At 40.5% G+C, this 17,380-nt stretch carries 5 protein-coding genes and 1 pseudogene; all 6 read right to left on the bottom strand.

Annotated elements, in window-relative coordinates; translation table 11 throughout:
- On the bottom strand, positions 1 to 6,537 hold a 6,537-nt coding region (locus E1163_RS12695), incomplete at its 3' end, for a leucine-rich repeat domain-containing protein (protein ID WP_281353119.1).
- A gap of 47 nt (positions 6,538 to 6,584) precedes the next feature.
- Positions 6,585 to 9,263 carry an RHS repeat domain-containing protein gene (locus E1163_RS12700; RefSeq protein ID WP_155172248.1) on the bottom strand — a complete coding sequence of 893 codons (2,679 nt, stop codon included), beginning with the start codon at positions 9,261 to 9,263 and terminating at the stop codon, positions 6,585 to 6,587.
- 24 nt (positions 9,264 to 9,287) lie between these two features.
- Positions 9,288 to 9,884, bottom strand: a pseudogene (locus E1163_RS31700) (immunoglobulin domain-containing protein); the annotation flags it as partial.
- A 101-nt stretch (positions 9,885 to 9,985) separates the two neighbouring features.
- Positions 9,986 to 15,937, bottom strand: a complete 5,952-nt coding sequence (locus tag E1163_RS12705; protein WP_155172251.1) for a hypothetical protein — start codon at positions 15,935 to 15,937, stop codon at positions 9,986 to 9,988.
- Positions 15,938 to 16,055: 118 nt separating this feature from the next.
- A complete protein-coding gene (locus E1163_RS12710) occupies positions 16,056 to 16,733 on the bottom strand; it encodes a hypothetical protein (RefSeq protein ID WP_155172254.1) in 678 nt (225 codons plus the stop codon).
- Positions 16,734 to 16,746: 13 nt separating this feature from the next.
- Positions 16,747 to 17,283 (bottom strand): OmpH/Skp family outer membrane protein, encoded by a 537-nt coding sequence (locus E1163_RS12715; protein ID WP_155172257.1) that lies wholly within the window; start codon positions 17,281 to 17,283, stop codon positions 16,747 to 16,749.
- Positions 17,284 to 17,380: the final 97 nt, after the last annotated feature.

Genomic DNA, 17,380 nt, shown 5'->3' on the forward strand with positions numbered 1-17,380 from the left:
GTATAATGTTTTTACACCCACATTACCTCCAGAAGAGCCTTGTAAATGCAACCCCTCTAAATACAGCTTATCTCCATGTACTCGATAATCGGATATTCCTTGGATAACTTCATCCGCATATTTAGCTGAGAATATCATTACACCATCCTCCTTGGTGATAATATTAACAAAGGTTTTAGCTTCATTAACCCCCCTAGCTACAATATTTACGGTATTCGGCGATGGTAATTTTGGTGTTTTAGGCCCTACCTCTAGCAGTAAAGGAACGGAAAAAATCTCAGGAGCAAGGGACGCTGTAGCATACCACGCTTCCTTTTGTCGAAGTTCAGCCAATGCCCACTTTTCCCAATTCAAATTTATGGAGGGATCAATTTGATAATTGCGATAAGCAAATTGTACAGGGGCATTCTTGCTTCCAAGCACTACTATTTCATCTAATACTGTACCTCCAGCATTAATAAATTCCTGCACTTCTTCAGGACAATCTCCAGTACAACCCCCATCTGGATCAACAAGATTGGTTGGATTATTCCCCATCCCAACATAAGGAGACCAGTATTGACCATATGGATCAGTGGTCAACCACCTCCCAATCACCGGATCATACATTCTAAGTTCAAAACTGTTCCATCCTGTTTCACTATCTTCCTCGGCAAACTGTCCCTGGAATCCATAACGATAATAACCGCCAAACGCCAGTTGCCCTGTAATAGTTTCATCAATTTCTTCTGATGTATTCATGTCCATCAGGAGTCGTATCTCCTGCAAGGACAATGATTTTTTAAAGATATGAAAATTCTGTAACCTGGTCTGATGAGCGTTGGTTAATATTTTCTTGATCTGGATAGGTGCATCCGAATCATTGAAGCCAAATGAAGGATCGTCAAATTGGAGTGCGTCCTTTCTCTCTCCATTGGCGTAAACGTCAAACCATGGACCATTGCGCACTATGGCAATGTGCGTCCATTCATTAAATTGATTATCGGTATAATTAAAGGTGATCAAATTTTCACCGGAGTTATAGCTATTGGAAAACTGCCCTTCAGAAGTGGGGTCATGGATCATACTAATAGCTACATCAGCCGGTTCATATCCGCTTTCCGGTGCTCCGTAAATACCATCTTTGCGTATGGAGAAAAGCTCAACCGGTTCGCTTACACTGGCATCACCTTTAACCCAAAAAGCAATGGTAAAATCTTTATTACTGAACTCTAAGGAAGCGGCATCATCAATAACCACAGACCCGTTCTGGTCGATTATTGCGGCCGTACTTTCCTCGTCCTTCCCGGCCCCGAAGGTGATCCCGGTGCTGGTCACAATCTGCTGTAGTGGACTATCATCCATTACATCCCCGGCAAGTGGCAGGTTCAGCACTTCACTCTCCTGCATAGTAGGTTCGCCCTCATTGTGCACATAATTATTAGGCGTATTGCTCCTTCGCATCACCATACCAAACGGGTAATAATCGGTAGCCTGGGTTACTACATTTTCTGTAAGGGTAACGGAAACATCATCGAAGTACACTTCACTATCCGGCGATTCGTTGGAGGCATAAACATAGATATAGCCTTCCTGAGTGATGTCAATAACCTGATCAAGATCCAAAAGTTCGAATTCAGTAGCGCTGGCATTTCCCTCATAAAACCCAGCACTTTCACTAACACGCATCCTGTTGCTGGTTACCACATTAAAGGTAGCATCAAATATTATATAATTCAGGTATGCATCCGGTGTATTGCCAGCGCTGGAAGCAAAGCCGCTTAGTGCCCCCGTAAACAGGCTTTCCAGTTCACTTGCTGTTTCCAAACCATTGGCTCCTATGTAAGTGCTGGTCAGTGCGGCTACTACATCTGCCAAAGCCAATTGGTTATACGTCTCCTGTATTTTGAATTTGGCAAATGCCTGCATATCCACCTGATCGCCCGGTTCAACCTTTAGAGTAATAGCCGGTCCTACCCTTCTTTGCAAGCTACCATCCAGCAATGCAGAATACTGCGGATTGGCCACTACATCGGTAGAAGTAACATTAAGTCCAGGGTCAGAAGACTTATGATCAATAGCAAAAAGATTATCTGCCTGAAAATAAGCCATCTCTTCTACTCTGGGGTTAGAATAATCACCTGTTCCTGTATCTTCCATAGTAGCTGTATAGATGGTCTTCCTCTTTTTCACAACAGTCCGTACATTACCCAAATGGTCAGTTAGCTCGTAATCAACGGTTCCATCCTGCTGGGGGTAATAAACCCCTAGTTTACCTGATCCATATACTGGTACTTCAGTTTGTACCAGATCATTGGTTTCATCTTTCCTCTCATAAATACTCATCACATTGCCTGACGCATCTCGAATATACCATGTTTCAGTTGCCGTATCTTCCTTTCGGCTCATCAGCCTGAAGCCTCTGTCATCGTATTTATAGCTTACTTTCAACTCCTTCTTGTCAGCATCAGCATAAACAGCAACCACTTTGCCGGTCACATCATAGTCTACGTACTTTTCTTTACCATCATCACCTATTTCCGCTGTAAGCTGTCCTATTTCATTGTAATGGTAGGTGGCATGACCGGTTATCTTGTCCAATTGATTATTTTGAAGAACAGTGTTATCATCATTACCTTCTTCATCAATATTATAATCATATTTGAAGTCATGCTTTTTACTGCCCTCTCCATCATATCGCCGCAGTGACATGATGTTGCCATTCAGGTCATATTGCAGGTTATTGAGCCTGTATTTGTTGGTTTCGTGCTGTACGATACCGGTTACTTCTTCACCCCAAACCGCTTCCTTTAACTGGTATTTTTCGTCATAATCGAAGAGATAAATCCCTTCATTAATGTTCGTACCGGCCTCAAAAGGTTCAGCATCATCAGGCACGGCTGTTGCCCATTTCATGGAGGTAATGTTGCCGTTGTAAAGTGGTTTTACCTCAAAATTTACAGGAACGGGGTCAGGCACATCAGTTATCACAAAAGAGGACGAGTATAAAGTGATATCAGTTATCACCGTATTTTTCATCTCACACCTGTAACGTTTGCCAATGTAGGTTGCATCAGCCTCGGCCAGTAAGAGATCTGCATCTGTTTTGCCTGCAAGGTTTTGCCATACTGTTCCGTCCCACTCCTGCCACTGATAGGTTGTGTATTCGCCTCCGGAACGATCGTTAGCAACCTTGTAGTTTCCCCCGAGAGCTGTTTCTATTTCAGTATCCGGTTGTTTTTGGGGATTATAATTCAGGATTCTGAACTTCTTCACACCATCAATCATCTGGGCCTCCAGTGAAGCATAATCAAGCAGGTTATTCTTCAAATAAAGAACATCTACATTAGATACAGCCGGAAAACTGGTGAAATTGTTATTGTGAAGATAAATATCAATTATATTGGTATGAGCATTAATTGTTTCAGGGAAGCTACCGGACAGTGCATTGAAGCTCAGGTCAAGGTTTAGCAACGCCACACATCCGCCGATTGAGGCTGGCACCTCACCGCTCAGATTATTATTATTTAATTCGAGTTTAACCAATTGATGGAGATTCCCAATGCTTTTTGGAAGAGCTCCACTCAACTGGTTATTGGAAAGGTATAACTGCTTTAATAATATAAGGTTTCCAATTCCCTCTGGAATAGCACCAGTAAGGGTGCAATTTTGCAATGTAACAGCCGAGAGTTTGCTCAATTCCCCTATCCATTCCGGCAAAGGCGCGTTGATGGGTGTATTGTTGACGTCCAGCCAGGTAAGACTGGTCATTCCACGGATTGCCAAGGGAAACGCCCCTCCAAAATCCATACCCGGATTGCTTCCAAAATAGATCTTGCTAAGGTTTACCAGTTTGGCCAGTTCCACAGGCAATCCGCCCGTAAGGTTATTCTGATCTATTCGCAGCGAAAGCAGATTTGTGAGATTGCCAAGTGTGGATGGAACCGTGCCAGTAAGCCCCATATTATTCAGGCTCAAATCCTTCAGTGCAGTCAGGTTCCCGATTTCCGGTGGGATCTCACCTCCGATAGACGGATTTGAAAACAATGTTAGTGTTTCCAGATTGCTTAGGTTCCTAATTTCAGCAGGAATCCCATTGATCAACTGGTTATTAGCCAGTGACAAAGTCTTAAGCGCTCTCAATGAACCGATGGATGCCGGCAGTGATCCTGTTAACTGATTGGAACTAAGAGCGATGGCCGTTACATCACCATTTTCCACTGTCACACCATGCCACCCCACTACCTGATCTATGGAGGTAATGGTACTCCAGTCGGTTGGCCATCCGGCATTATTAGTCCAGTTAGGGCCGTCGGTAGATTCATATAACTCTTGTAAGGCGGCTATTTCATAAACATCCGGAATCTCTTCACTGTAGGAAAAACTGGAACGAACTTCCCTGAGTTCTGTTCCTGGCGTAGCCATTGCTACATCCACCAAAAGTACACCCTCAGAACTAATTTTTGAGATATAAGCCACAGAGCCATTACGAAGATATTTTATAGTGTTCCCTGTTCGCTCAATCCTGAATGTTTCTCCTGTTAGATAGTTTGATAGTGCAAACTTTGCAACACCATCTTCTCTTACATACCCGTTCCTTGTCCCACTTATTTGTATAGCATATTGTAATGATCTATAATCAGCGTCTGAATTCACTTCAGACAGGCCAACCATGAAGTTGCGACCTCTACTGAATACCTGAAACTCTACCCAACCGTCTTCACCCGGACCTAAACTGTACTTTGACGCAGCTCCCCCATTGCCCCAGCCATCAGCTTCTGTTTTAATCAACGTTCCGTCGAAGTTTACCTCTGCCCCCTCTATATCAGTCCATTGAACCTCATACCCTGGTTTAGGTGTTTTTGTGTACACTTCATTAAATGAAGTCCTGATATCAGGAACAACCGTACCGCTATCCCCTAAAGATATATCTACTAAAAGTTGATCTTCCAAAAGATAAGCTGAGGTATAAACCACCTCGCCATTCCGAAAGTACTTTATGACATTCCCTGTTCGCTCAATTTTGAATACATCACCTACGAGATAATCGCCAAGATTTTTAATAGCCATGCCTCCTTCATAAATACCATAGACCCCAGTATTTCGTATATAGATTGAATAACGCTGCGTTAGCCAATGCGAATCAAGATTTTCAGGAGAGATACCAATCATGTATGTTTTTGTCCGACTAAGAGCCTGAAACTCTACCCATCCGTCCGCGCCTTGAGGCAATCCTTGATTTGAAGCTGCACCTGCGTTGCCCCAACCCTGCGATACATTTTTTTCAAGGTTTCCATCAGAATTCAGAACAAGTCCCTCAACGTCTACCCATTCAACCGGATAACCCGAGCGAACTTTGGCTACATAATCAGTATTAAATGAAGTATGAATATCTGAGATAACAGCGCCGGAGTCAAGTAAGGCAACATCAACGAGAAGTTGCCCTTCGGAAGTAACTTGTGATGTGTATACTACTTGATTATTTCGAAGATATCTTATGGTTTGGCCTGAGCGCTCGATCCTAAAAACATCTCCTATAAGATACTCTCCAAGCTCTATTCTGCCAATCCCTCCTTCATGGATACTGTATTTACCTGTACCATTAATAAAAATTGAGTAACGCTGAGAAAACCAATGTGAATCAATATTCTCCGCAGATAAGCCCACCATGTAACCTTTTGTTCTATCAAAGACCTGAAACTCTACCCAACCATCTGATCCTTCTGCGAGTCCCTGAGTGGAAGCTGCTCCGGCATTGCCCCAACCGTCAACCTCTATCTTTTCCAAATTACCCTCTACATCAACCTGAACTCCTTCGAGATCAGTCCATTGAACGGGATACCCCACCTTGGCAACAGGTATATATTCAGTGTTAAAAGATGTAATTACATTAGAAATAACAGCACCAGAGTTGAGCAAGGCAACATCAACGAGAAGTTGTCCTTCAGAAGCGACTTTTGAGATATATACTTCCTGGTTATTACGATAATATTTTATGGTAGTGCCAGTGCGTTCAATTTTAAAAATATCGCCTACAACATACGCTCCAAGATTAGCTCTACCAACCCCTCCTTCATGTACACTAAATGTTCCATTGTTATCTATGAAAATTGAATAGCGTTGAGTCATCCAGTGCAAATCAATGTTTTCAGCCGATAAACCAACCATATAACCTTTTGTTCCAGCCAGAACCTGAAACTCTACCCAACCATCTACTCCTTCTGATAGTCCTTGAATAGAAGCAGCACCTGCGTTGCCCCAGCCATCAACCACTGTTTTTACCAGACCCCCGTCAGTGTCTACCTGAACTCCTTCCAGGTCAGTCCATTGAACGTGATACCCTTCTGATAAAAGGGGCATATTTGGGACATTCGTCAAGTTCTCCGGAGAATTTTCGGTTGATTTTATATTTCTAATTTCTCCATTGCTGCTAATAGGGCCAATGACTGCTTCAGCATTATGCTTAGCATTCATTGCCAATATCTCATTCACACTGACCATCAGCAACAAAAAGATCAGAACTGTTAAGCTCTTGAGGTTGATGTAAGTTTTCTTCATTATCAGAAATTCTTTGGGCTACCAGCCCTTTATTACTTTAAATATTTTTATTCTCTTCCTGTTTCAAAACCCTGATCCTGAAATTCCCTGATCATATTTTTATAGGCGGGATTATCTGCGCTATATTCCCTCAGTCCTTGTACAACATTATCGAGTCCATGGGGTCTGATTTGCGGGAACAAAGCGGCAAGTTCTATGGTATTATCAACCTCAACGCCAGGAAGACCATGAATAGCGCCTGCATCCGGGTGGGGAACCAGCGAGACAGAATTAAACAGACCATTCATATTGCTTTCATAGTAGTTAAGGATCATACCGAAAGCATCCTGACCAAAGCCATTGGTACCATCACCGCCGGGGTCCTTGCCGGAACCAAGCTCAGGGTGGTTGATCTGCTTTAGCCAACCGTTGATATTATACACAAAATCAATACCTTGCAGATCACCTCCCAACTCAATCCTCTTGAGGGGGCCATGTAAATAATAATCGTAGTGTGCTTGTAGCTCTGCGTCTTTATTTGTGCTTAACTCTGTTTGCGGGATAGCCCCGTTAAGGCTGGTATAGACTTCACTAAGCCTTTTATCGGCATCATAGGTATAATAGTGATAGAAGGCATCTAACTGCTCTCCTGCAGAACCGTGGGAGGAATAACTCACTTTAAGGACATTACCCAGAAAATCATACTCATAAGCAGCGACAAATGTCCTCTCAAGGCCTTCCGGCTTTTGGCCCATCCAGGTTACCCTACCCTGCTCATCGTAGCTATACCAGGTTTTTATGTTTGCATTTTCCGTCCAGGACACTGCTCCTGCGACAAAATCCTGTTTATGAGTCAATCCGGTGGCGCTATTAAAATTATTATCAGGAAGGTCATAATAGGTTCGTACCCAATCCTTTCTTTGCATGGAGCCGGCATTGTCATATAATGACTCTAAGCCTGTTGCCTCCAGTGTGCTATACATGCCTGAGCTTTTAAACTGAATATTTGATGCATTAAAGTTAGAATTGTATGCCTCACCTGACTCTACCGGCCTGCCCAGTTTATCATATAATGTATAGGAGTAACTATCACTCACTTTTTGTTTGGCATTTTGAGAATATCTTATGCTCCCATCCTTTCTGTACACATATTCTGTGGTGCCTGCATCTGGCTCCGTTGTGCTTAAAAGCCAGCCCTGATGGTTGTATTCGTATGTTGTTTTATCAATGTTCTCATAAGAAATTCCTGCTTCGAGCTGCTTCACTCCATTGGGTGAAATACTAGCTTTAAGCCTCCCTGCCTTATCATAGTAGTTGTATGATATATCTCCGTAACTCTGGCTATAATTTAATGTAACGGTTTGTAGGGGATCTGCCGTAACCACCACTCTGTAGAACCCGGAATTAAGTTGTCCTGGTTGCCCCAAAGAGACTCCCGAGAAAAGGTTTTCAACATAGAAAGAGGTGCTTCCGCTGATGTTGATAGCAGTATTATCCTCTAGCACATAAAAATAGATGAAGTTGGAATGTGTTCCGTCTTCAAGTTCATTAGATCTGGTTTGCGGAAGGGCTGTATCCCCTTTTCGCGCAGTCATTAATACATTTCCTGATCGGTCCGATACGCTAAGTCCGTAATTACCATTAGCATCCCTGCCTATGGAAACTATAGCATCCTCAATAGTATTTGAGCCAGGGAATACATTCGCATCCATAATGGCTAGGTAGTTGTCCAATTCATTGGTTGCTTTAACAGTCAAACTTGAAGTTTCTGTATTATAACCTGAACCTAACCTGTGATATTCACCAGGACCGGCGGACTTCTTTATACCTCCCGTGCCATCATTATAAAATTCCACTTGGGAATAGGGATAACCTGTAACAGGTACATTGTCTTCTATATCATTATTCGTACTGTAATACCACCCAAGGGTTCCCCTTCGTGTATTTCCCAAGGGTTCCCCGAAATCCTGATGGCCGTATGTTGTACCATCAGTATTTGTAATAAATGTCGGTTTATATTGAAAATCTACAGTATTAATGGGAGCCACCATGGACTGTATAGCATTTCTACCATATTTATCCTTAACAGGAGCACTTGCAAAAACTTCATTAGAGGTGACATTGAGATACTGGGATTGCAGTTCTATTCCTGCGTGGTCAAAATAAACCTTCTGCTCTGCTACAATTTTTGATACGGCATCCTGCTTCGTATACGATTTGGTATGGATCCAGTTAAGTTGATCGCTAAGGTTAATATCAATAACTATAGTCATTGCATCACCCCAGGTCCCTCCCTGGTCTCGTCCTCTTAGATAATATGTGCCAGACTCTGTGATTTTATAAAAGTCATAATACTTATTGTCTGTCTCTGTTTTATTCACATCAGACACCCAGTAATAATCGGCATATTTCATGATATGATTTTTATCAGCAGATTGGAGAAACACTTTAAAAAAAGTTGATTCATTAAATTTTATAACCTCCATTACAGGAGGTTTTAAATTAAAGTTAGGGTTGTAGGGGGAAGTTGGTTTTGTCCAGCAGGATTCAATAGAATTATAACCTTTGAGATAATAAGGTCCTAATTCATTTACAACCTGATAATCACCACTACTATTAAATAATGGCAAACCTAACTTAGTATCACCTGATGACGTTTGCCAATAATACATGGTACCTCCATACCCCTCTCCTGTAGCTTTGATTTCAGTTTTTCTATAACCCAAAATGCTGCTGGAGGGAGCCATGTTAGGGTTATTAATAATTGTAGCATAAGCACTTCCCTCTTTATAGCATTTGCTTGCTCCTTCGGTATAACCTCTGACTTTAAACCTGGAGGAATTGTACAGAATATTAGAAGTTTGATAAGATGTTCCTGTTCCTAAGTAGGAATTGCCTTCAGTATACCATTTATATGTTGCTCCTGCTACAGCATTTGAAACTGAAAAAGTTGCTCTGCTTGGCCCACAATGAGTATAATTTAATATATAGGGGGCTGATGGTAATAACTCCTCAACTTGGCTCTCATAATAGCTAAAAGTACGAGATGTAATTATCCCCCCTTCACAAGGCTTGCATGATGCTTTACAACTAACAGTTAAAGTGACTGTACCTGGTTTATTCCATCTCACCGTGGCTGAAGAAGTTCCTGAAGATACTATCGTATTTCCTGTACTTACCCCCCATTCAAAGGTATAGCACCCGGAATTCAAATTGCAACTTGATTGTACTTGTATATCATAACTTCTGGTACTTCCTCCACAAAGCACGCTCGTAGAAGAAGGTTTTAAGGTTACACATTGTGCCATTAAATCAAATGGTGCAATAAAAAAAAGTATAGATATAATTATTTGAAATTTAAATTTCATATATAATTTATTTATTATTTAAAACAACTTCAATATATGATTTCATAATACCGGAAAGTCATAGTCGCATATTTTATAATACCGCACCTTTTATATACAAACTACTTACAAAAAGGAAGTGTATTGGAGCAGTCCAAGTCCATATTATATTCCAAATTAAAGAACCTATCTTCTTCCGCCATAGGGATTGAACCACCGCAGCCATCTGCAATTGTATACTCCACATAACCATCGTTACAGTAACTACTTTCCATTTGCCTGCATCTATATGAGAGCAGTGTTCCAGCCGTGGGCCAATCCTTATAACCAACAAAAATATTATGATCGCCCCTTAGGTCTTCTAAACCATACTTATAATCATTGACCTTAACCATTCTTGTACCATCTGGAAGATACCCCGGTTTAAATGTCTTACCATCTATTTTTACGTACTCCACAATTGGGCTGGCATTACAACCATCCTTTCCTGACAGGGTAAAGTAGACATTATCACCTTTTTTATAAGGAGGTTGTTTATCTCTAATGGTATTTCCACTATTTCCACTTTTACCGGAGTAAATGTTAAAGCCACCGATTTCTTCATCTAAATAATTTCTACCATAGTGATACAATACTTCACCAACAAGTGCATCACCATGGTCGAAGGTTTCTCGATAAGTAGAAGTAAGCCTCCCCATACCATCATACACATACCGTGTATAAATATTATTAGCATCGAGAGTATGAGAGAGTTCACCCCACTTATTATAAACATAGCTGGTCATTGTAGCGTCTATAGGGTGAAAACGGAAGTCATCTATTGAGAGGCCTACACCTCCGGAAGAAGCCACGCCAAACTGAATAGCTCCACTAGTTCCCAGGAGGGAAACATCCATTGAAGCCAGATACCAATCTCCGGCCCTTTTGATTTCACTTAGCTCAGCCCCCGTGAAGGTCTTAATGTCCCCTGTTCCGTCTTTTGCATATAGTTTTAATTGGTTCTTATGATCCTTATGCACCCATACGCTTAAGTGATAAGTTTTCGAACGGTCTACATCAGAAGGAAAATCATACATACAAGCATAACCTCCATCTAGTGTTACCTTAACTCCTACACTGCCGGTATGCACATGGTAACCATTAGCTTCAGATCCCAGATTCGCATCTCCTACCCCAAGCTTGATGCCTCCACTAAACCTAAAATCATTGCTCATCTTTTCAAAACCGGTATAGCCATATTCATTGTAGCGGGCATTGGCAACAGTGGAATACACTCTCTCCTGATAAATATCCATTTTCGTTGCTGCATAATTTCCATTAAGATCCTTCACCTCAAGAGCATGTGAATATGGGTCAAAGAGGGTAATTTCACTGTTCTTCTTCCATAGTGAAGAATTTGGTGTATTACCCGTCCAGTTTTCAAACCTATATGGAAAAAAGCTTGAATAAGGGTATAAGTCATCAGAGATAATGGCTTTATCATCACCCCTCCATATATAAGAGGATTGTTTTCTCCATATATTTTCTTGTTCAGTCGCTATTGCTCCTAATACCTCAGTGCTATTACTCCATGTCTGAACAGAGGCAGAAATTAACGATTCTGGTGTAAGATCAGTCTCACTGGTAACTTGGTAATTATAATTAGCAGCCTCTTGAGCAAGCATATTTTTACCTCCATAAACTGCCAGACCCATTTTATCATATTTTTTATAGGCAGGAGTAGATTCGCTAACATAGCAATTGCCATAACTGTCACTAGTCAAAATTTTCGTTATAGCACCAGAAAAGAAATCAAAAGCAAGATGCTTCGAAGTTGTTTTAACTCCAGTTTTGTAATTAACATTTGTCTGGCCTGTTTGTAAAGAAGGAAATGTTATTCGCCTTCCTAATGTAGAAATCAGATCATAATTACCATTTTCTTTTATTATCTGCCTGGCATCAACGAAACTTTCTTCTATAAGTCCCTGATTACCATAAGTATCACGGAGCATCTCTTCATAGTTCTCCTTATCATGTAAATAATGATTAATAGTTTCCGTAACCTTTTGACCATTCTCATCAAAAAGAACAATAGATTTTAACTCACCTAACCGTGACGAAGAATTACGGATTACTGTCATATGTTTTTTAATTTCCTCCGTAAATAAACCATTTAGACTTTTATTATAGAGCTTACCTGGCGGCTCATTATAACCTCCACTATCTCCCCAATCTCCTAAAATGATATCTGCCCCTCCTAGACCAGAAATTGTAACTAAATCGGTTTCAAAAGTTTCAAAATTAAACACGGAATAACCCGGTATTTTATGACCATTATATTCCTCACTAACTTTTACATTTGAATAAAAGACCCCAGGACCTGGAAGCTCTCTGGCATTACTAAATAAGTTGTAAAACCTTTGTAGAGCAGAAGTAGCCGTTACTTGGTTTACATAGTCAGAAATCATTTCCCCTTCTTTCTCTTTCAAACATGGATACTCGTTGGCATCAATCCTTTTAATTGGATCTCCCATGTGAACGGGTTCGTAAGAGGTAACCCCTCCTTCATAATCATACATAGTTTTGCTACTATACGCATCAGTAGTGAGGGATATGGACTTAACCCTAAGTCCTCCACCTTTAGGATTGAACAGGGATTTATCAAAAGAAATTTCACCACCAATAAACTCAAATGGATCAGAAAAATCATACGTACTATAAGTACCCCACGACTGGTCAACAAAAGTCTGCGTACAATTTATATCATCATCGATATCCAAAGCACGACTTACACATTTAAGACCCGATCTGTTTATTCTTGCACAGAAATTCAAATTATCTCTAACCAATAAATAATTCTTCCCCTTATCAATTATTTCAGGATCAGTCAAATGTTGTCTATTCCATATGTAAACATGATCCAGTCGCGCACCATTTTCGCATTCAAGTCTATAATCTTCATCCCATGTAGCATATCCTTTTTGACGCCCTACCATGGCTATAGCCTTGACGGTCTCACTTGTCAGTTCGATATTTTCTATATTACTATAAAATTCCAACTTCAAGATACCGTTGGGTTCATTATAACATTGAACATCCTTAATTATCAAATTCTGAAGCTTCTTAATTGAATTAGAATACTCATCTGACTCATACTCTATCCCAACCTTTGCGCCCAATGAGGTATTTACAGATCTAAGGGACCATACGTCAACTGATTTGGATGAAGTTTCAGAAGTAATACGTGTAAGGTTCTCATTTCCAAGATCTTTAATATCAGACTTGTAAAATCCCCATAAATCATAATGATTTTTGTTATAAGGAGGATTTTTGGTTGTCTGCCACTCAACTACATCGCCATCACTATGTAAATTGTATATATCACAGTAATTCGACCGCAGACCATCAATTACTGGTTTAATGGGCTTCAAATAATGTCTTTCATTAGAAATTGACTCCACTAGTGCGTACTTGCAACCTGTACCAAAATGTAGAATATCTCCCACTTCTAATTGAGAATTAGGAATATCAGAGTAGTAGGTTTCTCCATATCCATATTGACCCTCCATTCGAATTATTGAAGATCCTTTAACCGGAGTTTTGATATCGTAATCGAAATTCACTGGAGGAATTATATCACTTGCAGATTTCCCAAGAAATCTAACGCTATTTAAAGTAAGTTTCCCAAGGTAATCAGTAAATACCTTGCCTGCAGCTAATGCATCCAGATCGCTGTAAAAGCTATTGCTTGTATATGGAGCCAAAGAATAGTCATGGTCAAAAGATATGCTCCGTAATGATTTTTCTTTCAAGTCTCCTTCAATGTGTTGAATATCTTCAACATCTAGCACATTATTTCCTTCAAAATATACATACCCCGGCACCTCTTCAATCTGTTGGTAATTAGAACCGAAACTTTCCAGATTATCTGGTACGTCTTCGTTGTTAAACAAGTAAATATTATTAAGTTTTAGTGTACTTATAGGGTGAATATCATACTCAACAGGCTTCGTTCCTATTATTTTGGTTCCCTTTAACTTCTCGAAGCCACCCTCATCTCTGTAAACCACCTCCTTATTATTTACCAATACTGCCTCGCTTTTAGAGGAAGTTACTCCTTTAGAATCTGCCCGAAGTTCTTTAACAAAAATTGCAGTATGCGTTTTTGTTCTTATTGAATTCAAGTAGTACAATTCCTTTTTACCCTTTGAAAAATTGCTCCATTTCTGATCCAAATCCTTATTGAAGCCCTCAGCGGGATTACGCCACCCATACCACTTCGTCCATCTTCCATAGTCAAAACTGACCCAATATCCCCAGTCCTCTTCATCAAGCTCGCCAATTATCCCTCTATCAATATAATCAGGTCCAGTAACAGCTGTCAAAAACCATGAATAGGCGTATTTTTCCTTTTTTGCCAATTGATTAAAGGATTCCTTCCCTTTATTATCGACAGAACCAGAATAAACATATTCATCATAGCTATAAACCGGTAAAGAGTAATGAAAAACAACCCCTGATTCATTGGTTACTCTTATGGCTCCAATTTGATCATCGTTGTTACGTGTAAAACCCAATGCGTGATCCCCGATAACTTGAACTTCTCCAGAATAAATTTGCCTGTTAGTAAACCAATCCACATTTTTCGACCCGGCCAGCTTATTAAGTATATACCCCTTAGACTCTTCATTACCCGTTAAAACCTCCTCGTCGTCATATGAATAGTTTAATGGATCACTGCTGCTGGTTACATCAACGGAAAAATCATGAGTATCAGTATCATACTCGAACCTATTAGAAAAATCGTTTTCAAACCTAAAACTTGCCCTCTTATTAGGCCCAAGAGGATAAGTTTTAAGCTTTACAACCCCTTCATTATCTTCTTTATTTTGTCTATATAAATAGGCATTGTAATAATAAGGTCTGATACTACCAGAAACTCCTTGCCCTAAAACATTATAGTTATCATAATCTATAAAGGCACCTCCCATCGCATCCTCAAAATTCGGCTTTGTGACCTCCTGATCTTTCACAACAGCCAAATCATAAACATCAAATGCCGTATTTTGCAACTGATCATTTGTAAACTCTACAGGAGGCATGTACAGTGCCCCGTTTGAAAATACTTCAGCAGTTTCATCTATCCAGTAACGTGTATACTTCCTTGCTAATCTCACGTTTAGTCCAGGAAAAACTACAGTAGGAATTTCAACATCAAAACCCTTACTACGAGTGCTCATATTCCATTGTTTTGAATTATGCACACCAATAGCTCCACCTCCTAGTGTTGAGGAAAACTTCGAATTTGAAGACAATGTAGCTCCCATTAAAGACCCCCCGCGCACTCGTCCAGTTTTAGGGTCTGTCTGTCCATATCCTATTCCACCACTGGCCCCAACATTGAAGTCAGTCCCATTATTAATCGATAGCCCTACACTAGCATTGGCATTAGCTCCACCACTAGATGTCCCTATTGATAAACCTATTCCCATACTACTATATTTATCCCCGTACGGAGATATTCCCACACCTACATTAACTCCGGCGCTAAAGTTTCCACCGAATCTGGCCCCTACACTTGCACCTGCATAGCCTCCTACACCGAAACCCTGATATGTATCCTCTGAAACACTTAACCCAGCAGAAACACTTGGTCCATTAGCAACTCCATATGACACTCCAAATGTTCTGGTAGTTGTCTCGCCTCCTTCCCAAAAAGTACGATCTATTTGGGTTATGTTTGAATAGTCATCAGCATACCCACTCACGTTTCGATTTATAGCCCCTGGGTTTAGCGTCCAACCGAGCCCAACCCAAGAAGCTTCTTCATTTGGCTGTATGCCCGCATGATAAGAAAGTGACAATGGATAACCTCCCGAAGGCCCCGGCACTTCCAGCAAAGGGATATTATAAACAAAATCTCCCGTAGCCAGATTAACCATATCAGTTGTATCCACAGGCTCAAAACTGGTAGCCTCCGGAGCAGTAGGCCCCGCAGTCAATGCATAACTAATCGTAGGGTAGATTACATCAAAGAGGATCTGTAGGGTAAAAAAGATCGCTACGGCTTTAATCAACTTTCTTTTTCTGAACATTCGTTGTTAGTAATTAATCTTCTATAAATAGTCTGAGTATGGCTTGTAATTTAAAGCTTGATAATCAGGACGTTCAAATTTTATAAATCTCCGTCTCATTTTTTGAGACTGGCAATTTTTATTTAATAATTTCAGTGAATTTTATTTGGGGGACATTTTCCAGGTCCTCCCGGCGGAACCTGAATGTCTGGCTTCCGAGACCCATTCCGAATTCCTTTAGATTGAACTGGAGCCACTCATCAGCTTTCACTTTCTCCCTGGAAAAAGCAAACATCAGAGTGGTTGCACCGCCCATGCCATATGTTCTTGGATAAACATAGTCTCCAACGGGTATAGTGTCGCGCTCTGAAGTGGTGAGGTTTACATATTGGCCCATGCGAAAAGACAGTACCTGAACGAGTTCACTAAACTGCCCCTGCCCTCCTCCTGATTGGTAGAGCGCCTCCTTGTCGTCCCTAGAAATACTTAAAATGAAGTAATAGTAATCGCTGTACTTAGACTCCAATCTCTTTAACTCAGCCGTATCCACAGCCGTTTCACCTCCAGTTTCCTGAAGTATAATTAGATCATTAGGCCTATAGGTAACCTGGATATCAAAGCCTTTATAACTACTGCTTTTGGAGAGGTTATTATCTTCATCCAATACATAAGACTTGAGCTCCTCCTCCGACAAATACTCCGGCTTGCAGGCCACTGCGAAGAGTAGCATAAAAATACTTGTGGTGCAAACCCACAATATATTCCTGAAAGAAAATGGTGGCCTTTTCTTAAAATTAAATACGGAAGAAAAATTCATTGCTTGATTTTGCTTACTGACCGGCATACTCTTCATTTAACCCTTTTAACACGTCATCGGTAATATCCAGGCCTTCAGCGGCATAAGCAATATTACCGTATTGCGTAGCGGCAAGTATGATTTTATAGTCGTGCTTTTCTCCATATTTTTTAATGTAGGAGTTAACCTGTTCCAATACCTGCGAGGTCATTTGAGCATCTTCCTGGCCTGCTTTGTCGTTCATGGCCTTTTGATACTCGGCAAGTTGTTTTTGTTTGGTCCTTATCAGCTCCCTTGAAAGCTCCTTCTCCTTTTCAGTCATTGAGCCACTTTCTTTTTCATAATCTTTTATGGAATTCTGTACTTCTGACATTAACGTATCAATGTTAGCCTTCCACGTGGCTGATTTCTGCTGGAAAACCTTCCGGGCTTCGATCATGCCCTGATAATTGTTAACCAGCTTTGTGGAATCAACGTAGACGACACGTTGAGAGGAAAAATGTAAATAGTAGAGTACGCCAAGCGCCACAATAAGCGCTCCCATTAAAACCAACTGAAAAGACTTGCTCATTTAATTTTTACTTTTTGAATAAGCTGCAAGTTTAACAGGTTTATTTTTAATTAAAAAGCTTTTTTTGTTACATTTATTACATTAAACTATTCCAATT

Origin of the sequence: Fulvivirga kasyanovii (assembly GCF_009711405.1) — a bacterium.
GTDB classification, from domain to species: Bacteria; Bacteroidota; Bacteroidia; order Cytophagales; family Cyclobacteriaceae; genus Fulvivirga; species Fulvivirga kasyanovii.

Excerpts from the sequence above, each read along its gene's own strand:
- E1163_RS12715 (WP_155172257.1), bottom strand. The coding sequence starts at position 17,283 with ATGAGCAAGTCTTTTCAGTTGGTTTTAATGGGAGCGCTTATTGTGGCG.
- E1163_RS12705 (WP_155172251.1), bottom strand. The coding sequence starts at position 15,937 with ATGTTCAGAAAAAGAAAGTTGATTAAAGCCGTAGCGATCTTTTTTACC.
- E1163_RS12700 (WP_155172248.1), bottom strand. The coding sequence starts at position 9,263 with ATGGCTCCCTCCAGCAGCATTTTGGGTTATAGAAAAACTGAAATCAAA.
- E1163_RS12710 (WP_155172254.1), bottom strand. The coding sequence starts at position 16,733 with ATGAATTTTTCTTCCGTATTTAATTTTAAGAAAAGGCCACCATTTTCT.